The sequence below is a fragment of the Miltoncostaea oceani genome, assembly GCF_018141545.1.
GTDB classification, from domain to species: domain Bacteria; phylum Actinomycetota; class Thermoleophilia; order Miltoncostaeales; family Miltoncostaeaceae; genus Miltoncostaea; species Miltoncostaea oceani.
In genome coordinates this window covers 3,613,066-3,638,270 of the sequence record NZ_CP064356.1, presented here as the reverse complement: position 1 = coordinate 3,638,270, position 25,205 = coordinate 3,613,066, and the positions used below count along the sequence as shown (strand labels likewise).

At 75.7% G+C, this 25,205-nt stretch carries 29 protein-coding genes; 16 read left to right on the top strand and 13 right to left on the bottom strand.

The window, feature by feature from the left end:
- Window positions 1-27 precede the first annotated feature (27 nt).
- From IU369_RS18535 to IU369_RS18510, 6 genes are read left to right on the top strand one after another with little or no spacing between them, the layout of a single operon-like run.
- Complete coding sequence (locus IU369_RS18535; protein WP_217922467.1) at window positions 28-1,134, top strand: glycosyltransferase; 1,107 nt, start codon at window positions 28-30, stop codon at window positions 1,132-1,134.
- Window positions 1,131-1,904 (top strand): class I SAM-dependent methyltransferase, encoded by a 774-nt coding sequence (locus IU369_RS18530; RefSeq protein ID WP_217922466.1) that lies wholly within the window; start codon window positions 1,131-1,133, stop codon window positions 1,902-1,904. The genes IU369_RS18535 and IU369_RS18530 overlap by 4 nt, the downstream gene beginning before the upstream one ends.
- A complete protein-coding gene (locus tag IU369_RS18525) occupies window positions 1,885-2,835 on the top strand; it encodes a lysylphosphatidylglycerol synthase domain-containing protein (protein ID WP_217922465.1) in 951 nt (316 codons plus the stop codon). The genes IU369_RS18530 and IU369_RS18525 overlap by 20 nt, the downstream gene beginning before the upstream one ends.
- Window positions 2,832-4,358, top strand: a complete 1,527-nt coding sequence (locus tag IU369_RS18520) for a DUF2079 domain-containing protein (RefSeq protein WP_217922464.1) — start codon at window positions 2,832-2,834, stop codon at window positions 4,356-4,358. Before IU369_RS18525 ends, IU369_RS18520 begins: the two co-directional genes overlap by 4 nt.
- A gap of 11 nt (window positions 4,359-4,369) precedes the next feature.
- Entirely contained in the window at window positions 4,370-4,801 is a 432-nt protein-coding gene (locus IU369_RS18515) for a hypothetical protein (protein ID WP_217922463.1), read from the top strand.
- Window positions 4,798-5,961, top strand: a complete 1,164-nt coding sequence (locus IU369_RS18510; RefSeq protein ID WP_217922462.1) for a glycosyltransferase family protein — start codon at window positions 4,798-4,800, stop codon at window positions 5,959-5,961. Before IU369_RS18515 ends, IU369_RS18510 begins: the two co-directional genes overlap by 4 nt.
- On the opposite strand, the gene IU369_RS18505 is transcribed toward IU369_RS18510, so the two are convergent.
- The 4 genes from IU369_RS18505 to IU369_RS18490 are packed head-to-tail and all read right to left on the bottom strand — an operon-like array spanning window position 5,942 to window position 11,338.
- A complete protein-coding gene (locus IU369_RS18505) occupies window positions 5,942-6,871 on the bottom strand; it encodes an endonuclease/exonuclease/phosphatase family protein (protein ID WP_217922461.1) in 930 nt (309 codons plus the stop codon). The two genes, IU369_RS18510 and IU369_RS18505, sit on opposite strands and share 20 nt — an antisense overlap.
- 48 nt (window positions 6,872-6,919) lie before the next feature.
- Complete coding sequence (locus tag IU369_RS18500) at window positions 6,920-8,608, bottom strand: hypothetical protein (protein WP_217922460.1); 1,689 nt, start codon at window positions 8,606-8,608, stop codon at window positions 6,920-6,922.
- A 37-nt stretch (window positions 8,609-8,645) separates the two neighbouring features.
- Entirely contained in the window at window positions 8,646-10,865 is a 2,220-nt protein-coding gene (locus IU369_RS18495) for a transglycosylase domain-containing protein (protein ID WP_217922459.1), read from the bottom strand.
- Window positions 10,862-11,338 carry a hypothetical protein gene (locus IU369_RS18490; protein WP_217922458.1) on the bottom strand — a complete coding sequence of 159 codons (477 nt, stop codon included), beginning with the start codon at window positions 11,336-11,338 and terminating at the stop codon, window positions 10,862-10,864. Before IU369_RS18490 ends, IU369_RS18495 begins: the two co-directional genes overlap by 4 nt.
- A 77-nt stretch (window positions 11,339-11,415) precedes the next feature.
- Between IU369_RS18490 and IU369_RS18485 the strand changes: the two genes are divergently transcribed.
- From IU369_RS18485 to IU369_RS18475, 3 genes are all read left to right on the top strand, one after another.
- On the top strand, window positions 11,416-12,087 hold the full coding sequence (locus tag IU369_RS18485; protein ID WP_217922457.1) for an HAD-IA family hydrolase: 672 nt from the start codon (window positions 11,416-11,418) through the stop codon (window positions 12,085-12,087).
- A 164-nt stretch (window positions 12,088-12,251) separates the two neighbouring features.
- Window positions 12,252-13,340 carry a hypothetical protein gene (locus IU369_RS18480; RefSeq protein WP_217922456.1) on the top strand — a complete coding sequence of 363 codons (1,089 nt, stop codon included), beginning with the start codon at window positions 12,252-12,254 and terminating at the stop codon, window positions 13,338-13,340.
- Window positions 13,341-13,437: 97 nt separating this feature from the next.
- Window positions 13,438-13,860 (top strand): hypothetical protein, encoded by a 423-nt coding sequence (locus IU369_RS18475; protein ID WP_217922455.1) that lies wholly within the window; start codon window positions 13,438-13,440, stop codon window positions 13,858-13,860.
- 318 nt (window positions 13,861-14,178) lie between these two features.
- Here IU369_RS18475 and IU369_RS18470 read toward each other — a convergent pair whose 3' ends face one another.
- The 4 genes from IU369_RS18470 to trxB are packed head-to-tail and all read right to left on the bottom strand — an operon-like array spanning window position 14,179 to window position 16,037.
- Complete coding sequence (locus IU369_RS18470) at window positions 14,179-14,463, bottom strand: metal-sensitive transcriptional regulator (RefSeq protein ID WP_217922454.1); 285 nt, start codon at window positions 14,461-14,463, stop codon at window positions 14,179-14,181.
- A gap of 4 nt (window positions 14,464-14,467) precedes the next feature.
- Window positions 14,468-14,707: an FmdB family zinc ribbon protein gene (locus tag IU369_RS18465; protein WP_217922453.1), complete on the bottom strand. Its 240-nt coding sequence runs from the start codon at window positions 14,705-14,707 to the stop codon at window positions 14,468-14,470.
- 4 nt (window positions 14,708-14,711) lie between these two features.
- Window positions 14,712-15,035, bottom strand: a complete 324-nt coding sequence (gene trxA / locus IU369_RS18460) for a thioredoxin (protein ID WP_217922452.1) — start codon at window positions 15,033-15,035, stop codon at window positions 14,712-14,714.
- Window positions 15,036-16,037: a thioredoxin-disulfide reductase gene (gene trxB / locus IU369_RS18455; RefSeq protein WP_246551309.1), complete on the bottom strand. Its 1,002-nt coding sequence runs from the start codon at window positions 16,035-16,037 to the stop codon at window positions 15,036-15,038. It abuts the gene before it with no gap.
- Window positions 16,038-16,054: 17 nt separating this feature from the next.
- On the opposite strand from trxB, the gene IU369_RS18450 reads away from it, so the two are divergent.
- On the top strand, window positions 16,055-16,264 hold the full coding sequence (locus tag IU369_RS18450; protein ID WP_217922451.1) for a hypothetical protein: 210 nt from the start codon (window positions 16,055-16,057) through the stop codon (window positions 16,262-16,264).
- Here IU369_RS18450 and IU369_RS18445 read toward each other — a convergent pair.
- Window positions 16,261-16,845, bottom strand: a complete 585-nt coding sequence (locus IU369_RS18445) for a hypothetical protein (protein ID WP_217922450.1) — start codon at window positions 16,843-16,845, stop codon at window positions 16,261-16,263. The genes IU369_RS18450 and IU369_RS18445 overlap by 4 nt on opposite strands.
- Window positions 16,846-16,883: 38 nt before the next feature.
- Between IU369_RS18445 and IU369_RS18440 the strand changes: the two genes are divergently transcribed.
- Window positions 16,884-18,395 (top strand): DHA2 family efflux MFS transporter permease subunit, encoded by a 1,512-nt coding sequence (locus IU369_RS18440; RefSeq protein WP_217922449.1) that lies wholly within the window; start codon window positions 16,884-16,886, stop codon window positions 18,393-18,395.
- 1 nt (window position 18,396) lies between these two features.
- Here the strand turns inward: IU369_RS18440 and IU369_RS18435 are convergent, their stop codons facing one another.
- On the bottom strand, window positions 18,397-19,035 hold the full coding sequence (locus IU369_RS18435; protein WP_217922448.1) for an alpha/beta hydrolase: 639 nt from the start codon (window positions 19,033-19,035) through the stop codon (window positions 18,397-18,399).
- Window positions 19,032-19,961, bottom strand: a complete 930-nt coding sequence (locus IU369_RS18430) for a VOC family protein (RefSeq protein ID WP_217922447.1) — start codon at window positions 19,959-19,961, stop codon at window positions 19,032-19,034. The genes IU369_RS18435 and IU369_RS18430 overlap by 4 nt, the downstream gene beginning before the upstream one ends.
- Before the next feature lie 138 nt (window positions 19,962-20,099).
- On the opposite strand from IU369_RS18430, the gene rlmN reads away from it, so the two are divergent.
- The 5 genes from rlmN to IU369_RS18405 all read left to right on the top strand — a co-directional run bounded on the left by rlmN (window position 20,100) and on the right by IU369_RS18405 (window position 23,944).
- Window positions 20,100-21,104: a dual-specificity RNA methyltransferase RlmN gene (gene rlmN, locus IU369_RS18425; protein WP_217922446.1), complete on the top strand. Its 1,005-nt coding sequence runs from the start codon at window positions 20,100-20,102 to the stop codon at window positions 21,102-21,104.
- 53 nt (window positions 21,105-21,157) lie between these two features.
- Window positions 21,158-21,373 (top strand): hypothetical protein, encoded by a 216-nt coding sequence (locus IU369_RS18420; protein WP_217922445.1) that lies wholly within the window; start codon window positions 21,158-21,160, stop codon window positions 21,371-21,373.
- A gap of 262 nt (window positions 21,374-21,635) precedes the next feature.
- Window positions 21,636-22,448 (top strand): basic amino acid ABC transporter substrate-binding protein, encoded by an 813-nt coding sequence (locus tag IU369_RS18415; protein ID WP_217922444.1) that lies wholly within the window; start codon window positions 21,636-21,638, stop codon window positions 22,446-22,448.
- 30 nt (window positions 22,449-22,478) lie between these two features.
- Entirely contained in the window at window positions 22,479-23,219 is a 741-nt protein-coding gene (locus IU369_RS18410; RefSeq protein ID WP_217922443.1) for an amino acid ABC transporter permease, read from the top strand.
- Complete coding sequence (locus IU369_RS18405; protein WP_217922442.1) at window positions 23,216-23,944, top strand: amino acid ABC transporter ATP-binding protein; 729 nt, start codon at window positions 23,216-23,218, stop codon at window positions 23,942-23,944. The genes IU369_RS18410 and IU369_RS18405 overlap by 4 nt, the downstream gene beginning before the upstream one ends.
- 4 nt (window positions 23,945-23,948) lie before the next feature.
- Here the strand turns inward: IU369_RS18405 and lipB are convergent, their stop codons facing one another.
- Window positions 23,949-24,626, bottom strand: a complete 678-nt coding sequence (gene lipB / locus IU369_RS18400) for a lipoyl(octanoyl) transferase LipB (protein WP_217922441.1) — start codon at window positions 24,624-24,626, stop codon at window positions 23,949-23,951.
- A complete protein-coding gene (locus tag IU369_RS18395) occupies window positions 24,623-25,165 on the bottom strand; it encodes a GNAT family N-acetyltransferase (RefSeq protein ID WP_217922440.1) in 543 nt (180 codons plus the stop codon). Before IU369_RS18395 ends, lipB begins: the two co-directional genes overlap by 4 nt.
- Between the last annotated feature and the right edge of the window lie 40 nt (window positions 25,166-25,205).

The following is a 25,205-nucleotide window of genomic DNA, read 5'->3' as shown; positions in this document are numbered from 1 at the left end:
CTCGGTGGGGGGCGTCGCGTGAGGGTGATGTGGCTGGGCACCTACGAGCGGGCGTACCCGCGCTCACGGGTGCTCGTCGCGGGCCTGCGGGAGGCGGGCGTCGAGGTGGTCGAGCACCACCGGCCCGTCTGGGAGCGCAGCCGCCACAAGGCCGGCGCCGGCTTCCTGCGCCCCGTCCCGCTCGCCGTCACCGGGGGCCGCTTCGCCGGGGCGTGGGCGGGCCTCGCCGTGGCCGCCGCCCGCGAGGGCCCGGTCGACGCGGTCGTCGCCGGCTACCCGGCGCAGCCCGACGCCGTCCCGGCGTGGGTCGTCGCCCGCGCCCGCCGGGCGCCGCTCGTGGTCGACATGATGATCTCGCTGTGGGACACCCTCGCCGGCGACCGCGCCCTCGCGGGCCGCGCCGCCGGGGCCGCCCTCTCCGGGGTCGACCGGGTCTCCCTGCGCGTCGCCGACCTCGTGCTCGCCGACACGGCCGCCGGGGCCGACTGGCTGAGCGCCCGGTTCGGGGTGCCGCGGGAGCGGATCGCCGTGGTGCCCGTCGGCGCCGAACCGGGTGCGTTCCCCCCGTCGCCGCTGCCCCCCGGCCCCCCCGCGGCCCTCTTCTACGGCAAGCTCGCCCCCCTCCACGGCCTCCCGGCGGTGCTCGCCGCGGCGCGCGTGCCGGGCGCCCCGCCGGTGCGCCTCATCGGCGACGGGCAGCTCGGCGACTGGCTCGCGGCCGAGCTCGCCCGCGAGCGCCCCGCCGGCCTGACGTGGGACCGGTGGGTCCCCTACGAGCGCCTCGGCGACGAGGTCGCGGCGGCGTCGATGTGCCTCGGGGTGTTCGGCACGAGCGACAAGGCCGCGCGGGTCGTGCCGAACAAGGTGTGGCAGGCGCTCGCCGCGGCGCGCCCCGTGGTCACCGCCGACACGCCGGGCGTGCGCGAGGTGCTGCGCGACGGGGAGAGCGCCCTGCTGGTGCCCCCCGGCGACGGCGCCGCCCTCGGGGCCGCCCTCGTCCGCCTCGCCGGCGACCCCGCGCTCCGGGCCCGCCTGGCCGCCGCGGGCCACGACGTCTACACCCGGACCGGGGCCCCGCGCGCCGTCGCCGGGGCCCTGCTCGACGCCCTCACCCCCCTAACCTTGGACGCATGACGACCTCCGAGCCCACCACGCACGACTGGGGCGACACGCCCGACTTCTACGGTCCGCGGCACGACTTCCGCGAGGCGCTCGTCATGCGGCGGCTGCTGCCGGCCCTTCCCGGCCCCGAGGTGCTGAACGCCGGCGCGGGCGCCGGGAGCCTGACGCTGAAGATGATCGACGCGGGCCTGCGGGTGACCTCGACCGAGTACAGCCCCGAGCTCTGCGACTTCGTGCGCGACGCCCTCCGGGCGCGGGGGGCCCTCGACGGCAACCCCGTCGTCGTCGGCGACCTGCAGCGGCTCGACCTCCCCGACACGGCGTTCGACGCCGTCGTCTGCGCCGAGGTGCTGGAGCACCTCGACGACGACGCCGCGGCCCTCGGCGAGCTGCACCGCGTGCTGCGCCCCGGCGGCCTGCTGCTCGTCACCGTCCCCGCCGACCCCTACCGCTACGACTGGACGGACCGCTGGGCCGGCCACCGGCGCCGGTACTCGGTGGAGATGCTGGAGGAGCGCCTCGCCCGCGCGGGCTTCACCGGCGTCGAGGTGCAGGGCTGGGGGTTCCCGCTCACGGGGCTCTACCACCGCCAGGTCTACCGCCGGGCCCTGAAGCGGCGCCTCGCGGCGGGCGGCGGGCGCGCCGTCGGCGGCGCCCCGCCGAAGCTGGCGGCCCGCGCCGTCCGGGCCCTGCTGGAGGTCGACTCCGCGTTCGTCGGCCGCCGCCCCGGCTACCACGGGCTCCTGGCGCTGGCGCGCCGGCGTGACGAACCCACCGGCTGAGGCGGTCCGGCCGGGGGCGGAGCGCGGGCCCTGGCGGCGCTGGGGCGGCCTCGCCGCCGGCCTGCTGGTGCTCGGCTTCCTCGGGTACGCCCTCGTCGACGGCTGGGCGGCGGTGTCGGAGTACGACTGGGACGTCGACCCCGGCCTGCTGGCGCTCGGGTGCCTGGTGCTGCTGGTCTTCTACCTGGCGAGCGCCCTCGGCTACCGCGCCGTCATCGACGAGCTGCACCAGCCGCCGCTGCCCGGCCGGGTGACGGTCTCGATCTGGGCCCGCTCGCTGCTCGGGCGCTACGTGCCGGGCAGCGTCGTGATGATCCTCGGGCGGGTCGTCCTCAGCCACGAGCGCGGCGTGCCCCGCAAGGCCACCCTCGCGGGGATGGCCTACGAGCAGCTCCTGTCGGTGGGGGTCGCCGCGGCGGGGGGCGTGGCGTTCATCGCCCTCTACGGCACCGGCGACGGCGACGGCGGCGACGCGCGGGTCTGGCTGCTGGCGCTGCTGCCCCTCGGCCTGCTCGCCCTGCACCCGCGGGTCTTCGGGCCCGCCTCGGCGTGGCTGCTGCGCCGCGCCCGGCGCGAGCCGCTGCCGCGCCTGCTGGCGGGCCGCCCCCTCGCCGCCGTGCTCGCCTGGTACGCCGGCACCGCCGTCCTGCTCGGGGCCGGGATCTGGCTGACGGTGCGCGCCGCGGCGGGCCCGGAGGCGGGCGGACCCGCCTTCGTCGGCCTCGCCTTCCTGCTGTCGTTCGCCGTCTCGATGGTGGCGGTGATCTTCCCGTCGGGCCTCGGCATCCGCGAGGGCGCCTTCGCGCTCGCGCTCGCCCAGAACGTGCCGGGCGGCGTCGCGGTGGCCCTGTCGGTCGGCAGCCGCCTCGTGCTGACCCTCGTGGAGCTGCTGTTCGTCGCCCTCGCCGTGCTCGCCGGGCGTCACCGGTGAGCGTCGCGCCGCCGGCGCCCCGGGCGCGCCCGCGCGTCGCGTGGGCCCGCCGCCGCCCCCGCGGCCCGCACGCGGCGGTCGCGGCGATGGTCGTCGTGTGGGCGGCCCTCTTCTCGTACCTGTCGGTGGCCCGCCACCGCGCCTTCTGGACCGGCCGCTTCGACGTCGGGAACATGGTGCAGGCGGTGTGGAGCACCGCCCAGGGCCGCCCCCTCGAGACGACGGACATCCTCGGCCGGCAGTTCACCCGCCTCGGGGCGCACGTCGACCCGGTCCTGGTGCTGTTCACCCCGTTCGCGTGGACGCCGTTCCTGCCGGAGGCGCTGCTCGTCGCCCAGGCGGTGATCGTCGCGACCGGCGCGCTGCCGGCGTTCTGGCTGGGCCGCCGGTGGCTCGGCGACGACCGCCTGGCGGTCGCCGCCGCCGCCGTCTACCTCCTCTACCCGCCGTTGCAGTGGGCGACGGTGACCGAGTTCCACCCCGTCACGCTCGCGGCGCCGCTGCTGCTGTTCTGCATCTGGGCGGCGGAGGAGCGCCGCTACCTGACGTTGACGGTGCTCGCCGTGCTCGCCGCCCTCTGCAAGGAGGAGGTGGGGCTCGCCCTCGCCATGCTCGGCCTGTGGATGGTGGTGCGCGGCGCGGGCCGCCGCTACGGCGCCTTCCTCGCCGCGGCGTCGCTCGCGTGGGTGGCGTTCGCGGTGCTCTGGGTGATCCCCCACTACAACGCCGGCGAGGGGTCGGCGTTCGTCGGTCGCTACGCGTCGCTCGGCGGGGACGGCGGCGAGGTCGGTCGGACGTTGCTGACCCGGCCGTGGGAGGCCGTCGCCCTCGTCCTCGAGTACGACCGGCTCAGCTACCTCGTGGCCCTGCTCGCCCCGCTGCTGCTCCTGCCCCTCGCGGCGCCGCTGCTCGCCGCCGGCGCGCTCCCCGAGATCGCCATCAACGTCCTCGCCGACTGGTTCCCCCAGTACTCCATCGAGTTCCAGTACGTCGCGGTGATCGTCCCGTTCCTCGTCGCCGCGTCGATCCTCGGCCTGTCGCGCCTGCGCCGCGCCGGGCGGCCGGAGCTGCTGGTGCGCGCCCTGGAGGACCCCCGCCGGGTCGCCGTCGCCTGGGTCGCGGTCGTCGCGGTGTCGGGCCTGTCCATGGGGCCGCTGCCATGGTGGAGGGACGCGCCCCTCATCGGATCCGACAACCAGCGCCTCGACCAGTACCGCGTCACGGACCACTCGCGGGTGATGGCCCGCGCCGTCGCGGTGATCCCGGACGACGTCCCCGTCTCGGCGGGCAACCTGCTCGGCGCCCACCTGTCCGAGCGCGAGCGCATCCTCACGTACCCGGTGATCGGCGAGGCCGACTGGGTCGTCGTCGACGCCGCCCGCCCCTACCTGGGCGACCGGCTGCTGCCCACCGCCCACGCCATCCGGCTCGCCGCGCTCCGGGCCCGGCCGGACATGCGGATCGTCTTCGAGGAGGACGGCGTGGTCGTCCTCCACCGCGAGCGCGTGGCGGCCCTGCGGTGAGGGGCCGCCTCGTGGGCGTCGTCCTCATGGCCCTCGGCGGCGCCCTGGCGGTGCTGCCGGCGTTCGCCTGGTACTCGGCGCCGCGGGCGGCGGGGGCGGTCAGCGCCTCCGGGTTCGCAGGCGCCGGCCAGCTGCTGCTGATGCCCGTCATCGGGGTCCTCGCCGTCGTCGCGGGGGCGGCGATGGTGTCGGCGCGGCGCGACAGCCGCACCGCCGGGGTGTGGACCGGCGCCCTCGCCACCCTCTCCGGCGCCCTCGCGCTCGGGTTCGCGGTGTGGGCGGCGTCGGCGCCCCGGGTGCGCCTCGAGGCCGTCCTGCCGGGGGGCACCGAGGTCGTGCCGGCCGAGGTCGACGTGCAGCCGGCCGCGCTCGTCACCGTGCTGCTCGCCGCCATGCTCCTGGTGCTCGGGGCGATGGTGACCTGGGCCGGGCGCCGCCGGTGAGCCGCCCGCAGCCGGGGGGCGCCGCCGCGTGGTGGCGCACCCCCCCGGTCGCGGCGTGGGCGACGTCACGGGCCCTGGTGCTCGTCGTCGGCGTGGTGTGCAGCCTCGCCTTCGGCGTGCCGACAAGGGGGGTCGACCCGGCCGTGCCGGGCTGGCTCGACCAGCTCGGCGGCTGGGACACCACCTGGTACCTCGACATCGCCCGCAACGGCTACGCCGAGGACATGGGGCAGGTCGGCGAGGTCTTCACGAACCTCGCCTTCTTCCCGCTGCTGCCCGGGGTCATGGCCGCGTTCCTCGCCGTCGGCCTGAACCCGTTCGTCGGGACCCTCGTCGTCTCGAACCTCGCGTTCCTCGGCGCCATCGCGGGCCTCCACGCCCTCACCGACCGCCGCATGGGGCCGCAGGCGGCGCTGCGGGCGTCGTGGACGCTGGCCCTGCTGCCACCCGCCGTCTACTGCTCGATGGCCTACACCGAGGGCATCGCGCTGATGTGCGCCGTCCTCGCGGCCCTGCTCGCCGTGCGCGGCAGGTACGCGCTCGCCGGGGTGGTGGCGGGCGTCGCGGCCCTCACCCGGCCGACGGGCGGGATCGTCGCGCTGCTCGTCGGGATGATCGCCCTCCAGGACGACGCACCCGGCCGGTGGCGCCGCGCCGCCGTCGCGGTGCTGCCGAGCGTCGCGGCGGTCGGCGCGTTCCTCGCCTGGATGGCGGTCGCCCGCGGGTCGGCGATGCTCCCGTTCGAGGCGCAGCGCGCGTGGGACCGGGGCCAGCTCGGCATCGGCCTCGTCACCGCCGCGCCGGAGGAGATCCGCGCCGGGTGGGACCTCGTGCGGGAGGGGACCCTCACGGCGGCGTGGCACGCCACCGCACGCGACCTCGCGTTCCTCGCGGGCTACCTCTGGCTCCTCGCCCGCCTCTGGCGGTCCGAGGGCGGGCTGCGGTCGCCCTGGGTCGCCTACTCGGCGGCGGTGCTGGCGGTGCCCCTGTCGAGCGGCACGATCACGTCGATGGCCCGGTTCGGGCTGATGGCGTTCCCGCTGGTGTGGCCGCTCGCCGACTGGGTCGGCGAGGACCGCCGCCGCGCCCGGTGGGCCGCCGCCGCCGCGGTCCTCCTGATCGTGCTCCTCGTCGCGCAGCTCACGATGCGCTCGCCGTAGGCGGCAGCCGGAACGTCGCCATCACGGGGTCGTGGTCGGAGAGGCGCACGCGCCGGGCGCGGCCCCGCCACCACACCCCCGCGTCGCGCTCGGCGGGGTCGAGGCGGCGCACCGGCTCCCCGACCCGCAGGCCGCGGTGCAGGATCCGGTCGATCCCCATCCCCGCGACGGGGGCGGCGCCCTCCCACCCGATGCCGCCGAGCTCGGCGATCGCGGGGTGGCTCGGCGGCGCGTTCAGGTCACCGGCGAGCACCGCCGGCCCGCCCCCGGCGACGTCGCCGACGCTCGCCGCGGCGCGCAGGATCTCGCGTCCCACCACGCCGGGGTGGCGGGCGTTGTGGCAGTGGGTGCAGCCGACGGCGACGCGGCCGCCCCCGGGCAGCACCACCCGGGCCACGACCAGGCGCCGCGGCTCCGGCAGGTACCGCACCAGCTCACCCCGCTCCGGGCCGAGCTCGCGCGCCGCCCGCAGGATGGTGCGGACCGGGTTGAGGCGCACCGCCCGGGCGCTCCCCTCCTCGACGCCGAGGCCGGGGGCGACGAGCAGGACGTTGGCGTTGCCCTCGTGGGTGCGCCACAGGTCGGGGTTGCGGGCGGCGAGGGCGTCGCGCAGGCGGGCCGGGCCGATCAGGGGGCCCGTCGTCGTCCAGACGGCCCGCATCCCGGTGACGGCGACGATCTCGCGGATGGCGCCGGTCGGGACCTCCTGGAGGGCGGCGACGTCGGGCGCCCACCCGGCGATGCGCCGGGCCATCAGGCCCGTGAGCTTGCGGTTGACGTGCATGTGCACGCCGTCGTCCTCGGGGATCCGCCGCCACGTCGACCGCCGCGTCGCCCCGAGGCCGGGGAGCCCGTCGCGTCCGTGGAAGAGGTTCCAGGTGAGCACGCGGAGCGTGTCGTCGGCGGCCATCGCGGCAGGTTGTCCGCTCCGCCGCCGCGCCGCAAGCGCCCCGCCGGGTCAGCCGGGGGCGGGGGCCCCGGGTGCGGGCGGGCCGAGGACGGGGGTGCCGCAGCCACCATCGCCGCCGAGCACCGCGTCCACGAACGTGCCGAGGCGGACGTCGAACGAGAGGCGCACCACGCCGGCCTCGGTGACCCGCAGGTCGGTGCCCCACGGCTCGCGCGGCGCGGCGCACGCGGTGCCGCTCTCGACGCGCCAGTACGGCGTGTACCGCAGCCGCAGCCGGTAGACGCCGGGCTCGGCGACGCGCAGCGTCACGGCGCTGGAGGTGAGCGCCAGCACGGAGATGCCGTCCGCGGGCGTCGCGATCGGCGTGGGCCGCGGCAGCTCGAAGACGGTCCAGCCGCCGATGTGGGCGATCTCGTCGAGCCCGGACCGCCCGGACCGCAGCAGCGCCGCCTCGTTGGTGGCGCTGTAGTCGAGGGGGTCGTCCGGCAGGAACACGTACCGCACCCCGGTCCGCCGCAGCCACGCCGCGTAGCGCCGGGCGGTGAGGTCCTCGTAGAGGACGGCGTTCGCGGGGAAGTCGTCCTGGCGGAACCACCCGCGGGCGAGGGGGACGTCGCGCCGCGCGAGGTAGTAGGCCTCCCAGTTGTCGGCGGTCGCGACCACCTGGACGCGGTAGTCGGGGTCCTGGTGCGCCTCCGTCCACGCGATCACCGGGTACCAGAAGGTCTTGTCCTGGGCGCGCGACTCGGAGGCCGTGCGCCACCCCGCGACCGCGGGGATCGTCTGCCACATCAGCACGCCGACGAGGCAGACCGCCGTCAGGCCCCGGGGGCGGAAGCCGCGGGCGGCGAGGGGCAGCAGCAGCAGCGGCGCGCCCATCAGCAGGATCAGCCGCACGGCGTTGCCGCCGAGCGGCGAGGACACGGCGAACGCCGCGACCGCCAGCACCGCGTACCCGAGGAAGACGGCCCGCAGGAGGCGCTGGTCGGGCAGCCCCCGCGTCAGCAGCAGGCCGACGGCGCAGAAGCCCGTGATCGCGATGGCGTCCTTCGGGTCGAACGGGTAGCTGGCGTCGCCCGTCGAGAAGCCGCGCAGGAGCAGCGCCTGCGCGCCCGCCACGGCGCCGGTCCCGACGGCGAGGACGACGTTGCCGCGGGTGCGCCACCAGCCGCGGCTCGCGGCGGCCACCGCGATCAGCACGACCAGCAGGAACGCGAGCGCGAGCGGGTGGGCGAGGGCGGTGACGAACACGCCGGCGAGGGCGGCGCCGCGGCGGCCGGCGTCGAGGGCGACGATCGCCCCGAGCGCCGTCGCCAGGCCGAGCAGGAAGGGGTACGTGCCCGCGAGGGCGCCGAGCGGCACCAGCAGGGCGAAGAGCAGGGCGGGACCCGTGGCGAGGGCCGGCCAGCGCCGTCGCAGCAGCGCCGCGAACGCCGCGGCGGCGCCCGCGCACGACCCGACCACCACCGTCCCCCAGCCGAGGAGCGCGGCGAGGGGGTAGAACAGCAGGCTGTAGTTGACCTGGGCGTAGCGGCCCGAGTACCAGAAGTTGTCCCACAGCTCCCAGCCGTGATCGCGCCACGACTGGGTCAGGTACAGGTGGGCGGCCTGGTCGCCGCCCGGCGGGCCGAACAGCAGCAGCGCGGCCGTGACGACCCCGGCGAGGAGGGCCGCGCCGAGCGGGCGGGCCGCCGCCTGCGCCGCCCGGGCGGCGCTCTGTCGGTCGATCCGTCTCATCCGCGCGATGGCACCAGCCTGGGGCGGGGGTCCGATCCTATGGCGTCGCGGGCGGTGGTGGCGCGGGGGTCGTCGCGGGCGGCGGCGGAGGGGTCGCCGGCGTCGAGGGGACCGCCGGGGGGGTCGGGGTGGGGGTCGGCGTCGGGGTGGGGGTCGGCGTCGGCGTGGGGGCGGGCGCCGTCGGCGGGGGCGGCGTCACCGGGGGCGCGGCCGGCGTGCTGGTCGGGACCCGGTCCGTGGACGGGGTCGACTCGCTGGCGGCGCTCGACGCCGCCGCGGAGCGCGCCGACGCGGCCCGCACGGCGCCCGCCGCGCGGGTGAAGTCGCTGGAGAAGGGCGCCCACTCGACGGGGTCGTCGGGCAGCGGGAACGACCCGGACCCGCCGAGGCGCTCCACCAGCACCCGCATGTAGTCGCCCCAGATCAGCGCGGGGAACGAGCCGCCGGCGACGGCGATGCCGTGCACGCTCGTCATGTACCGCTTCGGGCCCGTGGAGTTGGGGTAGCCGACCCAGACGGCGGTCGAGTACTGCGGCGTGTAGCCCACGAACCAGGCGTCCGCGAAGTCGTCGGTGGTGCCCGTCTTGCCGGCCACGGGGACGCCGATCTGGGCGTTGCCGCCGGTGCCGCCGGTGACGTTGCTCTCGAGGATGCGGGTCACCTCGTACGCGACGCCGTCCGAGAACACCCGCTTGCGCTCGGGGGCGAACGTCTCGCTCCTGCCGTTCGGCAGCTCGATCTTGCGGATCGCGATCGGCTTCACGCTCATCCCGCCATTCGAGAGCGGGGCGTAGGCCGTCGCCATGTCGAGGGGCGTGACCTCGCCGGCGCCGAGGCCGATCGACGCGACGTCGGGCAGCTCGCGGTCGCGGGAGATGCCCATCTTGTAGGCGAGGTCGATGATGTCCTGGGGGCCCAGGTCGAGCGTGAGCTGCTGGTAGACGGCGTTGTCCGAGCTGAGCGTCGCCGACGCGATCGGGACCGCCCCCCGGTACGAGTTCGAGTAGGTCGCCACGTCGATCGGCCCGTACTGGTCGTCCACGAAGTCGAGCTTCTTGCTGGCGTAGAGCGTCGTGTACGGGTTGATGCCCCGCCGGATCGCCTCGGTCAGCACGAACGTCTTGAACGTCGACCCGGGCTGGCGCTCGGCCTGCGTCGCGAAGTTGAACTGGTTGTCGCTGAAGCGCTGGTTCGAGGCCATCGCGCGGATGAAGCCCTTCTGCGAGTCGACCGTCACCACCGCGGACGCGGGGTCGTCGTCGTAGAAGAGGTTCTCGCGGATCGCGCGCCGTGCCGCGCTCTGCAGCGCCGGGTCGATGGTCGTGTAGACCTTGAACCCGCCCTTCTGGACCTCGCCCGCGCCGTAGCGGTCGATCAGCTCCTGGCGGACGTACTCGAAGAAGTACTCCTCCCGCTTGCGCTTGTAGGCCTGCCCGCGCTTCAGGGCGATGCCGGCGCGCTTGGCCTGGTCGGCCCGCTCCTGCGTGATGTAGCCCTGCTCGGCCATCTGGTCGAGCACCAGGTTGCGCCGCTCGCGGGCGTCGTCGGGGTTCTGGAACGGGTTGTACTGGCTCGGCGCCTGCGGCAGCCCCGCGAGAAGGGCGGCCTGCGGCAGGCTGATGTCGGCGACGTCCTTGTCGAAGTAGGTCAGGGACGCGGCCTGCACGCCGATGGCGTTCTGCCCGTAGAACACCCCGTTGAGGTACTTCACGAGGATCTCGTCCTTCGTGTACCTCTTCTCGTACTGGAAGGCGAGGTAGGCCTCCTCGATCTTCTTCGACAACGTGCGGTCGGCCTGCGGCTCGTAGAGGTTCTTCATGAGCTGCATCGTGATCGTGCTGCCGCCCTGGGTCGCGGCGCCGCTCTGCAGGTCGCGCACGCCCGCGCCGACGAGCCGGTAGTAGTCGACGCCGGAGTGCTCGAAGAAGCGCTTGTCCTCGATCGCGACGGTCGCGTCCTTCAGCACCTGCGGGATCCGCCGCGTGCCCACGACGGTGCGGTTCGTCTCGCCGGCGACGATGCCGAGCTGGTCGCCGTTCTTGTCGTAGATGCGGGTGTTCTGCCCGAGGCGGATCTCCTTGAGCTCACCGCCCTCGGCCTCGAGGCGCTGCGCCACCGAGTGCACGGCGAGCGCGGTGACGAGGGCGCCGCCGCCGATCAGGGCGACGAGCAGCCCGCTCACGATCAGCAGGAGGTTGGTCCGCTTGCGCCGGGCGCGCCGTGCACGGCCGCGCCGGCGTCGCCGGAGGTCGCTCACGGGGTGGCCTCCAGCGGGCGGATGTTCCAGGCCACGCGCCCGGAGGCGTAGTCGAGCAGCCCGATCATCTGGAGCGGCCCGCCGCGGACGCGGCCGTAGACGACCCACCCGAGGCGCGACAGCGGCTCGGCGCGGCGGCGCTCAGGGGGTGGCGCGGTCCCGCCGGGCGGGACGGGGACGTCGAACGGCCCGTCGGAGTAGACGAGCTCCACGTCCTGGGCGACGGCCGGCGGGCCGGCCCACGCGCTGCGCGCACGCACGATCGCGAAGTCCTCCGAGGGCAGGCGGGCGCCGCGGGAGAGCCGCACGGCGTGATAGACGAACTCCCATCCGCGATCGAGCCTCGCATGACCCACCTCCGCCCCACCGGGCCCGTCCGTGTACCGCTCCGCCACCAGCGTGGGGACCGCCGCGACGGCGATCACCATGACCAGGGCGACCGCGATCGCGACGCGCCCCCGAGAAACGCGCATGCCGCGAACCCCCAGCGCCGAGAGGACGCGGGATCATAGCCCAGCACCCCGCTGATCCCCACCGTGACGGTTCGCCGGTGGACGCCGTCCTCCTGGACGCCCACGGCACCCTCCTCGCGCTGGAGCCCCCCGTGCCGCTCCTGCGGGCGGCCCTCGCGCGCGCGGGGCACGTCCACGACGCGGCGCGCGTGGCGGACGCCCTCCGGGCCGAGGTCCTCCACTACCGGGCGAACCTGGGGCGCGGGCGCGACGCCCCCTCGCTCGCCGCGCTGCGGCGCGAGTGCGCCGGCGTCCTGCGCGACGCCCTCGGCGGCGACGCCCCCGACCTCGACGTCCTCACCCCGATCCTGGTGGGGAGCCTGCGCTTCACCCTGTTCCCCGACGCGGTCCCGGCCCTCGACGCACTCGCCGCCGCCGGCGTCGCCCTGGGCGTGGTGTCGAACTGGGACCACGCGCTCCCCGACGTGCTGGAGGGCCTCGGCGTCGCGGACCGCTTCGGGGTGGTCGCAACGAGCGCCGGCGTCGGCGCGGCGAAGCCCGACCCCGCGATCTTCCGCCACGCACTGGAGGCCCTCGGGGTGCCCCCCGGGCGCGCGCTCCACTGCGGCGACCTGCCGCACGCCGACTGCGCCGGGGCCGCCGCCGCCGGGGTCCGCGCGGTGCTCGTCGACCGCGACGGGAGCCTGCCGCCCGGGCCGTGCCCGCGCGTCACGTCACTCACATCGCTCGTCGAATACTGCAAAAGGTGAAACACCTGGATCCACGTGACACGACATGCACCACGGAATTGATGCTTGACGGACCGATCCGGTGTATCTTCGGCGCGCTCGATACTCCTGCCCCCGCTGTCGGAATCGGTGAATACGGCGACTTTCTCGTGAGTCCGGCCCCGCCCACACACACCTCGTCCCTCGTGACGCTGTTGCGCGTGCTGCTGGTGGCCGTCCTCCTGGCGGTGCTCGCACCGGCCGTCGCCCTCGCCGACGACGCCGCGGTGATGGACCCGCCGGCCACGTCGTCCGAGGCCCCGGCCTCCGAGGCGCCGGCCAGCGAGGCCCCCGCCTCGCAGGCGCCGGCCGAGGAGACGCCCGCGAGCGAGGCGCCCGTCGCGCAGGAGCCGGTCCCGGCCCCCGCCGAGGAGCCGCCCGCCTCCGAGGCGCCGGTCGCCGAGGAGCCCGTGGCGCAGGAGCCCACCCCGACGCCGGTCGACCAGGCCCCGGCCCCGTCGCCCGCGACGGAGTCCCCGGAGCCGGCCCCGGCCACCGACCCGACCCCGGCGCCCGCGCCGGCCGGATCGGTCATCGACATCCCCGGGATCCTGGTCCCGGTCCTCGAGCCGGTGCTCGCACCCGCGCTCCCCGAGCTCACGCCCGGCATGGGCGCGACCCCGGACGACCCCGGCGCCCGCCCGGCGGTCCTCTACCCGGTCACGACGACCCCGGTCCCCGTCGTCCGCCTCCCGGTGGCACCGCCCACCCTCCCGGAGACGACCAGCGGCCCGGGCACCCCGTCGACCGGCCCCGATGTGACCCTGGCCCTCGGCGCCCCCACCTCGCCCGACCCGGCCCCGCCCCTCGGTCCCGCCCCGGCGGACCGCGCGGCCGGCGCACCGGGGCTCCTGACCGACACGGGCCTCGGCGCCGCGATGCGCGACCCGTTCTCCACGACCGGCCCCGTCGTCACCGCGCACCGGCAGCAGGCCGCCGACGCGTTCGCGACGGCCACGGAGCCCCCGGAGACGGACGCCTTCTCGACCGCGCCCCGCCTGGTCGCCCCCGAGGGCAGCGTGCCCTCCGGCGCGAGCCTGCTCGAGGTGCTCGCCGGCTACGTCCTCCCCGGCTCGGGCGCCCCGCCCGCGTCGAGCATCGTCTTCCTCATCCTGCTGGGCACCCTCCTGCTCGCGGCCTACGCGCCGCGTCCGCAGCTGTCCGAGCGCGTGTACCTGCTCGGCCTCCTCGGTCCCCGCAGCGGCCACGGCATGGCGGTCCGCCGGCCCGGCTAGTTCGGCCCCCGACCCGGTCGAGGTGCGTCCTCGACAGGGTCGATCCGCGTCCCGCGCCCCCCGCCCGATGCGGGGACCGCGCAGAAACTCTCGCGATATGGGGTACGAACAGATGCACCACCAGACCCAGATCCTGGTCCTCGGCTCCGACGGGGCCGGCCGCTCCGCCCTCGAGGAGACCCTCACCCGGCTCGGCTACGTCGTCCTCGCGGCCGACGCCGCCTCCCACCGGACGCCGCCCGCCTCGGGCGACATCGTGATGCTCGACCTCCGCGGCGACGACGCCGACTGGCGCCAGCTCGCCGACGGCCTGCACGCCGACGACCGGCCGATGATGATCATCTCCGAGCGCCCCCGGCGCCTGGTGCGCTCCCTCTCGGGCCGCGCCGCCTGCACGATGGTGATGACCGGCGCCGAGTCCGACGCCGGCTACCGCGTCGCGCTGTCGGTGTGCTCCGCGCTCCGCCGCACCGCCGTCGAGCGCCGCGGCCGCACCGGGATCTCCGTGGCGGCGATCTGATGGGGCCCTCCATCCGGACGGGCCGGCACCGGCCCGGGGTCGTCGCACGCGCGACGTGGACGCCCCGGGCCCGCTGCGGTTAGGCTGGGAGCGCGATGGCTCCCGGCCTGACCAACTCCTACCGGCTGGCGGCGCGCGGCTCGGTGGAGGTGACGCGCGAGATGGCGACGGTCCACGCCCCACGGGGCGCCCGCGGCATCCGGTGCGTGGCGGCAGGGGCCCTCGTCATGGGCAGCCGCGACGGCGCCCGGCTGAGGCCGGCCGCGAACCAGCGCGGCACGACCCCCCGACCCGCTCCGGTGGTCCCGGTGGGTCCCGTCAGCGCCCGAGCGACGCGAACCGCAGCAGCGTCGCCATCGCATCCTCGAACGCCTCGGCGCAGTCCTCGTCGCCGTTCGCGACGCACGTCCGCAGGCGCTCCGACATGAGGTGGATCCCCACCTGATCGACGGCCGCCTTGACGGCGGCCAGCTGGGTCAGGACCTGCTTCGCGTCCGACCCCTCCTCGATCATCCGCTGCACGCCCCGGAGCTGGCCCTCCGCGCGGCGCAGACGCAGCACCAGGCCGTCGGACGACGACGGGCGGGGCGATGTGGTCGCCACGGCCCTACCCTCCGCCGCAGCCGCAGGACCCGCCGCAGCACCCTCCGCCGCCGCCGCCGAAGCCCACCACCGACGGCGCGCCGTCGCCCCGTGAGGGGCGCGCGGTCACGAAGCCGGTGAAGAGCTGGCGGGCGTCGGCCGCACCGCAGGACGGGCAGACGCGGTCCTCGTCACGCAGGAACCCCTGCCGGAACGCCTCGAACGGGTGCTCGCACTCCACGCACGCGAGGTCGTAGCTCGGCATCGCGCTACTCCAGCCCGAGGGCGCGCTCGAGCTGCGCCTTCGGCATGGCGCCCACGGCGTGACGGGTGAGCTGGCCGTTCTCGAACAGCCCGATGAACGGGATGCCCTGGACGTTGTAACGCTGGGCGATCGCGCTGTGCGCGTCGACGTCGAGCTTGCCGACGACGAGGCTGCCGTCGCGCTCCTGGGCGATCTGCTCGACGACGGGGGCGATCGTGCGGCACGGTCCGCACCACTCGGCCCAGAAGTCGACGAGGACCGGCTTCTCGTTCTCCAGGACGGTGCCCTGGAAGTTGTCCTGCGTGATCTCCACGACGTTCTCGGCCATCTACGCGTCCTTTCCTGATGCGACCACCCCGGTCGGGGCGTCGCTGGTCTGCTCGTGGGCGGTGGCCTCGAGCCACCGCTCGGCGTCCATCGCCGCCATGCATCCGCTGCCGGCGGCGGTGATCGCCTGCTTGTACTCGGTGTCCTGCACGTCGCCGCAGGCGAAGACGCCCTCCACGCTCGTGCGGGTGCCGTCGGTGACGACGTAGCCGGACGGGTCGAGGTCGACCTGGCCGGCGAAGAGGCCGGTGTTGGGGTCGTGGCCGATCGCCACGAACATCGCGGCGGCCGGGATGTCCTCGACCTCGCCGGTGACGCGGTCGCGGATCCGCACCGCCTCGACCTTGTCGTCGCCGACGACCTCCTCGACGACGGCGTTGTAGCGGACGTGGATCTTCTCGTTGGAGAGGGCCCGGTCCACCATGATCCGCGAGGCGCGGAACTCGTCGCGCCGGTGCACGATCGTCACGGACGAGGCCATGCGGGCCAGGAACGACGCCTCCTCCATCGCGGAGTCGCCGCCGCCCACCACCACCATCGGCTTGTCGCGGAAGAAGAAGCCGTCGCAGGTCGCGCACGTCGAGACGCCGAAGCCGCGCAGCCGGCCCTCGCTCGGGAGGTCGAGCCAGCGCGCGGACGCGCCCGTCGAGATCACGATCGACCGCGCGAGGTGCTCCTCGTCGTCGATCCAGACGGCGAACGGCCGGCGCGAGAGGTCCACCTTCGTCACGTCGGCGGCGACGAGCCGCGCCCCGAAGCGCTCGGCCTGGCCGCGCATCGCGTGCATCAGCTCGGGGCCCTGGATCCCGTCGGTGAAGCCCGGGAAGTTCTCGACGTCGGTCGTCAGCATGAGCTGACCACCGGCCCCGAAGCCCTCCGCCACCAGGGGCGACAGGTTCGCCCGGGCGGCGTAGATTGCGGCCGTGTACCCGGCCGGGCCTCCGCCGATGATGATCATGTCGTGGACGTCCACGCCCGCCTCCTCGCCGCCATCCATACCCATGGGGGTATCCTAGCACCGTGTCCGACACCTGCCCGAAGTGCTCCGGTCCCGTCGAGCCGTGCGTGGTCTCGGGGGTGGTGTCGCTCAAGCGCCGGCGCTCGCTGATGGCCTCCGGACGGGTGAGCGCCCTGCGGGCCGAGGTCTGCGTCCGCTGCGGCTTCGCCGAGATCTACGCCGCCAGGCCCGAGCGCCTCTTCTCGGACATGGAGCGCGACGGGACCCGCTAGGCGGGGGTGACGGGGGTGTCCGCGGTGCGCCGCGGCACCCACACCAGCTTGTTGCCGACACCCGTCGGCCGGGTGCACGCCGCGTAGTAGCGGCGCCCCTCCGCCCGTTCGGCGGCGACGATGCGGCGGACGTCCTCGAGCGTCGCCGCGCCCCACGCGGCGAGCATGCCGACGACGACGCCCTCCGCGGTGCCGCCACGGCCGAGGACGCCGATCAGGAACACCAGCATCGCCGCGCCGCCGACCAGCAGGATGAGGGCGGTGAAGCCGGCCCAGCGGCGCCAGTCGCGCGGCGAGGCCTCCAGGCGGCGGGGACCGGACGCCCTGACGGCCTGTGGCAGGCGCACCGACGGCAGCGCCGTCTTGCGCAGCCACACCCGGAACAGCGGGTAGCTGATGACACCCGTCAGACCGGTGATGCCGAGCGCCGCGCCCCACCAGCGCAGGTCGAGGCCCTCGTCCGTGGCGGCCTGGATCGCGATGGACAGCAGCAGCAGGAGCCCTGACACGGCGATCAGGGTCCACGACCACAGGCGCGCCAGGTTGGCGTACCCCCACAGCTTCTCGCCTGACGTCGCCACACGGTCAGGGTACCGGACCCCGGGGCTACACTCGGCCGGTGAGGGACCGCGCCGCAGCCCGCGTCGTGGCGGTCCGGGCCCGCCTGCTCGAGCACCCGCGCTGGCGCTGGATGGCGCTGATGGTGGTGGCGAGCGGGATGATGCTCTCGGTCGTCAACGTCAGCATCGTCAACATCGCCCTGCCCGCGATGGCCGAGGACCTGGGCGTCGACGTCCCCGCGATCTCGTGGGTCGTGACGGGCTTCCTCGTGACGCAGGCGACGCTGCTCGCCCTCGCCGGTCGTGCGGGGGACCTCTACGGCCGCCGCCGCGTGTTCGTCATCGGGGTGCTCGTGCTGAGCGGGGCGTCGGTGCTCTGCGCCCTCGCCTGGAGCGCGCCGTCGCTCGTCGCGTTCCGGATCCTCCAGGCCGTCGGGGCGTGCGCGATGGCCCCGACGGCCTACGCGTACGCCGCCGAGCTCTTCGGCCCCCGCGAGCGGGGCGTCGCCCTCGGGGTGATGGGGGGCGTCCTTGGGCTCGCCCCGGTGCTGTCGCTCAACGTCGCGGGCGTGCTGGTCGGGACGCTCGGCTGGCGCAGCGTCTTCTGGTTCAGCCCGGTGATGGGCGCCGTCGTCCTCGCGGGCGCCGCGCTCGTGCTGGTGGAGGTCCGCCCCCGCGACGCGGACCGCCGCTTCGACCTGCCGGGCGCCGCCCTCGCCGCCCTCGGGCTGTTCGCGCTCCTCGTCGCCCTCTCGCGCGGGGAGGCGTGGGGCTGGACATCGCCCCGGGTGCTCGGCGCCGCCGCCCTCGGCGTCGCGGCCCTCGCGGCGTTCGCGTGGCAGGAGTCGCGGGCGCCGAGCCCGATGATCGACCTGCGCCTCCTGCGCCGCCGGTCCCTCGCGACGGCGAACCTCGCGGCGATGGCCTCGTCGGCGGCCCTGTTCGGGGTGCTGATCCTGCTCCCGTTCTACCTCACGGCGGTGCTCGGCTTCACCGCCGTGCAGCTCGCCATCGGCATCACCCCGATCGCCGCCTGCTTCATGCTCGTCGCGCCGCTCGCGGGTCGCTCGATCGCCCGGTTCGGGTCGGAGCGCCTCGCCACCGCCGGATTCGTCGTCTCCGCCGCCGGCGCCGTCGCGATGGCGGCGACGGCGGGCGCCCAGCACTACGCCCTGCTGCTGCCCGGCATCGTCCTCTTCGGGGTGGGCCTCGCCGTCTCGACGTCCCCGATCACGATGACCGCGATCCACGACGTCCCGGCCACCCGGCTCGGGGTGGCGTCGGCGCTGCCGAACATCAGCCGCTACACCGGCGGGGCGCTGGGGGCGGCGCTGCTCGGCGCGGTGCTGCACGCCAACCTCACGCCCGGCCTCGACCGGGCCCTCGGCCGGGTCGCGCCCGCGGGGCGCGACCTGGTGGCCGGGGGCTTCCGGTCGGCGCTCCTCCTCGCCGCCGCCTTCCTCGTCCTCGCCGCGCTCGCCGCGTCGCGCATGCCCCGCCTCGACGCGGGGGCGCCGCGCACCGCGGCGCCCGCCGCCGACACCGCCATCGACGCGCCCCTGGCGCGGTGACCTACCGGGCGCCCGCCCCGCGCTCCGCCAGCCAGGTCGCCGCGGCCCCCAGGTCGTCCTGGGTGAGGCCGTGGCCGCCCTCCTCCCAGTGCTCGCGCACCTCGGCGCCCGCGGCGCGGAGGACGTCGAGGAGGCCCTGCACCCGGTCGGCCGGGATCATCCCGTCCTGCCGTCCTCCCGCCACCAGCACCGCGGTGCCGGCGAGGTCGAGGTCCGGCGGGGGCGGCGCGGGGAGCATCGGCCGCAGCAGCACGCCGCCGTCGAGGAGGCCCGGGTGCCGCAGCATCAGGGCGACCGCGGCGTTCGCGCCGTTCGAGTAGCCGACGGCGAACACGGGACGCCCCTCCAGGCCGTTCGCCGCGAGGGCGGCGCGGACGAACCCGGCGAGGTCGTCGATGCGCTCGTCGAGGTCGGGGAACGCGAACGGGTCGGCGGGGGTGCGGCTGAAGAAGCGCGCCATCCCGTGCTCGGACACCCGGCCGCGGGGGGCGACGAGCGTCGCCCCCGGGGCCAGGGCCCGGCCGAGGCCGATCATGTCCCGCTCGTCGCCCCCGGTGCCGTGCAGCATCAGCAGCACGGGGCCGGCGCCGCCCGGCTCGACGGCGTACTCCCAGCCCGCGACCTCCGGGACGCCGGTCATGCCGGCACCTCGGACCAGTCCGCCCGCGGGTCGGGCAGCGGGGTGAGGCCCGCGACCACCTGCTCGCGGTGCGGCTCGAGCCACGCCGGCAGGATCACGCGGGTGCCGAGCTCCTCGAGCGGCAGGTCGCGGGTGAAGCCCGGCCCGTCGTCGGCGATCTCGTAGAGCACCCCGCTCGGCTCGCGGAAGTAGATGGAGTGGAAGTAGTAGCGGTCGATCACCTGGGTCGCGGCGACGCCCGCCGCGCGCAGGTGCCCCTGCCACGCGGGGTGCTCCGCCACCGTCGTGCCCCACGCGACGTGGTGGACGGTGCCGGCGCCGTTCAGGGGGCGCTCGGCCGGCGGCGCGTCGAGCGTGATGAGCCCGCCGCGGCGCGCGCCGCGCAGCTCGTAGGCGCCGTCGCCGAGGGCCGTCGCGCCGAGCACGCCCTCCAGCAGGGCGCCGCTCTCCTGCGGGCGCCGCGCGTACGCGCGGACCGCGACGAAGCCGCCGATGGCGTGCTCGGCGGGGATCTCGGGGTGGACCGCCTTCAGGGGCGGGTTCGCGTCGCTCACGACGAGCTCGTGCCCGAGGCCCTCGGGGTCGGCGAACCGCAGGCCGTCGTCGTCGCGGTCGGTGGTGACGCCGGCGTCGCCGAGGCGGGTCTGCCAGAAGTCGAGCGACGCCTCCGAGTCGACGCGCGAGACGATGCGGTGCACCATCCCCGACCCGGCGCGGCCCCGCGGCGCCCCCCGGTACTCGAAGAAGGTCAGCTCGGCGCCCGGCCGGCCGCCCTCGTCGGCGTAGAACAGGTGGTAGACGGTGGGGTCGTCCTGGTTGACCGTCTTCGCGGCGAGCCGCATGCCGAGCACCCGCGTGTAGAAGTCGAGGTTGCCGGGCGCGTCGCCGGTGATGGCGCTGATGTGGTGGATCCCCTCGAGCTGCATGACCCCTCCCGATTTCCGTTGCGCGCTCAACCATACGCCGATGTGCTTGCACGCGCAACGACATCGGCGGGCGCGTCCCGCCACACGGCCCCGGCGCCCCGCACGGGCCCGGCCCCGCCGTTCCGCTACCCTCGGCCGGTGGACCGCGCCGCGCTGCACTCGATCCTGGCCCAATGGGGCCAGCCCGCCTACCGTGCCCGTCAGGCCCTCGAGGCCCAGCGGGCCGGCGCCGGGGGGTGGGCCGAGGTCTCGACCCTGCCCCGCGACCTGCGCGAGCGGCTCGACGCGGTGCTGCCCTTCTGGGCGCTGACGCCCGACGCCCGGGTGGTGTCGCGCGACGGCACCGTGAAGTGGGGGCTGCGCGCCGCGGACGGCGCCGTCGTCGAGGCCGTCCTGATCGCCCACGCCGAGGGCCGCCGCACCGTCTGCGTGTCGAGCCAGGCCGGCTGCGCGCTCGGGTGCCGCTTCTGCGCCACCGGGGCGATGGGCGCCGGACGCGACCTGACGGCCTCGGAGATCGTGGACCAGGCGGTCCTCGCCGCGACGGAGGCCGACGCCCAGGGCGCGCGCCTCACCAACGTCGTGTTCATGGGGATGGGCGAGCCGATGCAGAACCTCGACGCCGTCCTCGACGCCTCCGCGATGATCAACGCCCCCGAGGGCCTCAACCTGTCGGCGCGGCGGATCGCCATCTCCACCGTCGGCTGGGTGCCGGGCATCGCCCGCCTCGCCGAGCACCCGCTGCCCGTCCGCCTCGCGGTCTCCCTGCACGCCGCCGACGACGCGACGCGCTCGGAACTGATGCCGATCAACGCCCGCTACCCCATCGCCAACCTGCTCGCGGCCTGCACCCGGTACTGCGACCAGACGGGGCGGCGCGTCTTCATCGAGTACCTCCTGCTCGACGGCGTCAACGACTCCTCCGCCGACGCCAAGCGCCTCGCGCGGCTGCTGCGCGACGGGCGCTTCCACGTGAACGTGATCGAGTACAACGCGACGGAGGGCCCCTACCGGGGGTCGTCCCAGTCGCGCCGCGAGGTCTTCCTGCGCTCCCTCGCCGACGCGGGGCTCGAGGCCTCGGTGCGCCGCTCGCGCGGGGCCGACGTGGCCGCCGCCTGCGGTCAGCTCGCCCGCACCCGCTAGGCCGGCGCGCCGGGTCCCTGCACGCCCGCCGGGCGCCCGTTAGGGTCGGGCCGGTGACCACCCCCCCGCCGCCCCCGAAGCCCCGACGCTCGGCCCGCCCGCCCGAGAGCGGCTGGGAGCTCGGCGCCGGCGGCCTCGGCAAGGTCGCGTGGGGCGTCCTCGCCGTGCTGCTCGTCGCCCTCGGGATCCTGCTGCTCGCGAGCGGCTACCTCGGGTACGGCGCGATCATCCTGATCCTCGCGGCCGCGGCCGCCGTCAACCTGCTCTGACCGACCCGCCCCCCGGCCCGGAGGCCCTCGCGGGGGCCCTGCGCGCGGCCCACCCCGAGTGGGAGCCGTTCGAGCTCAACCCCGAGGCGCTGCGCGACGCGATCGCGGCGCAGGGGGCGGATCCGGACGACGACGCCCTCGTCGCGGCGGCCCTGGTCGCCTGGGAGGCGCTCCTCGGCTAGTCCGATCAGGCCTTGTGGAGGGGTTCCGGGGTGCTCGTACGGGGTAAGTTCACCCATTCTTCGACCGGGGAGCCCCACACATGCGCAAGCTGCTGACGATCCTCCTGATCGCCGCACTCGCCGTCGGCCTCGCGGCCTGCGGCGACGATGACGACGGCGGCGACGCCGCCGCCACGACCGGCACCACCGCGACCGCGGACCTGGGCCTTATCACCCCCGGCGTCCTGACGGTCGCGAGCGACATCCCGTACGCGCCGTTCGAGTTCACCGAGCCCGGCTCGAGCGAGCCCGTCGGCTTCGACGTCGACCTCGTCACGGCGATCGCCGCCGAGCTCGGCATCGAGGACGTGCGGTTCGTCGACCAGGGCTTCGACAGCATCATCCTGAGCATCAAGCAGGGGCGCTTCGACATGTCCGCGTCCTCGTGGACCGTCACGCCCGAGCGTGCCGAGGAGGTCGCCTTCGGCGAGCAGTACTTCAGCGCCAACCAGGCGATCCTCGTGCAGCAGGACTCCACCGTCACGACCCTCGAGGACCTCGAGGGCGCGACGATCGGCGCGCAGCGCGGCACCATCGGCGCCGACCTCGCCGCCTCCGTCCCGGGCGCCACCGTCCAGCGGTACGACACCGGCGACGACGCCTTCAACGCGCTCGCCCAGGGCCGCGTCGAGGCCGCCATCACCGACTTCCCGGTGGTCGCGTACGCCGCCGCCCAGAAGCCGGAGCTGAAGGTCGCCGCGGAGGTCCCCGGCAACCTGGGGCTCGGCCTCATGTTCCCGCAGGAGAACACGGCCCTGCGCGACGCCTTCGACGAGGGCCTCGCCACCATCCGGGCGAACGGCACGTACGACCGGATCTACGAGAAGTGGTTCGGCGAGGCGCCGACCCCGTAGACGACGCGAACGAGGGGGGAGGGCCGCGCCGTGGACGAGATCGTCCGTCAGTACTTCGACTGGGACTCGGCGCGGCCCTACCTGCCCGACCTCCTGCGGGGCTTCTGGGTCACGATCCAGATCGCGCTGCTCGCGGAGGTCCTCTGCCTCGCGCTCGGCCTGCTGCTCGCCGTGGCGCGCCAGGCCGGGACCGGCTCCCGGACGGTGGCGGGCCGCATCGGCGGCGCGGTGCTGCGGGGGCTGGCGATCGCGTACATCAACTTCTTCCGGGCGGTCCCGGCGCTGGTGGTGCTGCTGCTGATGGCCGGCAGCTTCCCGTTCCTGCCCATCCCGGTGGTGCAGGACCTCACGCCGTTCCAGATCGCCTTCATCGGGCTCGGCCTGGTGTACGCCGCGTACGTCGCCGAGGTGTACCGCGCCGGCATCGAGTCGGTCGACCGCGGGCAGACCGAGGCGGCGCGCTCGCTCGGCATGAGCGGCAACCAGGCGATGCGGCTCGTGGTGCTCCCGCAGGCCGTCCGCCGCGTGCTGCCGCCGCTGATGAACGACTTCATCGCCCTCACGAAGGACGTCGCCCTCGTCAGCGTCCTCGCCGTCGGCGACGTCGTGAACGTGGCGCGCGACGCCTCGTCGGTCAGCTTCAACTCCAGCACGCTGACCGTCGCCGCGATCTTCTACCTGGTGTTCACGCTGCCGTTGATCTGGCTCCTGGACCGCGTGATCGCCCGTGACCAGCGGCGCACGAGCCGCGGCGGGATCGTCTCGCCGTGAGCGCCATCCGGGCGGAGGCCGTCACCAAGAGCTTCGGGGAGACCACGGTCCTGCGCGGCGTCGACCTCGACGTCGCCCCCGGCGAGGTGGTCTGCGTCATCGGGCCGTCCGGCTCGGGCAAGTCCACCCTCCTGCGGTGCCTGAACCTGCTGGAGCGCCCCACCTCCGGGCGCGTCTTCCTCGGCGACGACGAGCTGACCGCCCCCGGCGCCCCGGTCGACGCGCTCCGCCGGCGCCTCGGCATGGTCTTCCAGTCGTTCAACCTGTTCCCGCACCGCACCGTCCTCGACAACGTGACGATGGCGCCGACGACGGTGCTCGGCGTCGACCGCGCCACGGCCCGCACGCGCGGCCTCGCGATGCTCGGCCGCGTCGGCCTCGCCGACCGCGCCGACGAGCACCCCGCGCGCCTCTCGGGTGGCCAGCAGCAGCGGGTCGCGATCGCCCGCGCCCTGGCGATGGAGCCCGAGGCGATGCTGTTCGACGAGGTCACGAGCGCCCTCGACCCCGAGCTCGTGAAGGACGTGCTCGCGGTGATGCGCTCCCTCGCCGAGGGGGGGATGACGATGGTCGTCGTCACCCACGAGATGGGGTTCGCCCGCGAGGTCGGCGATCGCGTCGTCTTCATGGACGGCGGGCGGATCATCGAGGAGGGCCCGCCGGACCAGGTGCTCGGCGCCCCGGCCCACGAGCGCACCCGCCGGTTCCTCTCCCGGGTGCTCTAGGGGCTCAGGCCGCCGCGGCCGCCGGGAGGAGGTCGGCGAGCTCCGCCGGCTGCAGGTCCAGCCCGAGGCGTGCGCCGAGCGCGTCGGCGAGTGCGTCGTCGACCCGTCGCCGTTCGGGGTCGCCGCCCTCGGCGGCGATCGAGGTGGCCGCGGTCCCCGGGGCCCCGCAGGCGGTCATGATCGCGAACCAGTCGAGGTCGGGGTCGCGGTTCAGGGCGAGCCCGTGCGTGGTGACGCCGCCCCGGACCCGGATGCCGACGCTCCCGAGCTTGCGGCCCCCGACGTAGAGGCCCGTCGCGTCGGCGCCGGGGGCGGCCCCGGCGACGGCGGCCGCGTCGCCCATCGCCCCCACGAGCCCGTCCACGAACGTCCGCACCCGCCGCCCGGGGCGCAGGTCGCAGATCGCGTAGCCGACGCTCTGGCCGGGGCCGTGCCACGTCATCTGGCCACCCCGGTCGACCTCCACGAACTCGGCGCCCGCCGCGGCGAGGGCGTCGTCGGAGAGGAACAGGTCCTCGCGCCGCCCGTGCCGGCCGGCGGTGAAGGTGGGGGGGTGCTCCAGCAGCCAGACGACGTCGGGGATCGCCCCGGCGGCGCGGGCGGCGGCGAGGCGGTCCTGGACCTCCCACGCCGCGCGGTACCCCATCACGGGGGTGCGCACGAGGACGCCGGGGCGGGTCACGCCGGGACCTCGAGGTGGCGCTCGACGATCGTCACGTCCCGCCACTCGCCCTGGCGCCGGGCGTGGGCGCGGTGGGTGCCGACCTCACGGAAGCCGCCGCCGAGGGCCAGCGCGAGGCCCGCGCCGTTCTCGGGCAGGATCATCCCGACGAGCTTCCAGTAGCCGTACCGCGGGGCGGCCTCGGCGAGCGCCGCGAGCATCCTCCGCCCGATCCCGCGGCCGTGGTGGTGGCCGGCGACGTACACCGTGTACTCCGCCACCCCCGCGTACCACGCCCGGTGGGAGAAGGGCGCGAGCGCCGACCACGCCACGACCTCGTCGGCCATCAGGCCGCACCAGACGGGGGCGCGCGCCTCGCGGGCCGCCAGCCACGCGCGGCGCTCCTCGGCGGTGTGCGGCCCGGTCGCGAAGGTCGCGGACCCCCCGGCCGCCGCCTCGTCGTAGATGGCGCCGATCGCGCCGGCATCCGCGCTCGCGGCGGGGCGGATCGTCAGCTCGGAGGTCACCGACTCCGAATATAGACCGGCGCGGAGCGCCACGCCGTGACCGTGCACGTGTGTGGCAGGTCACGCAACGCGG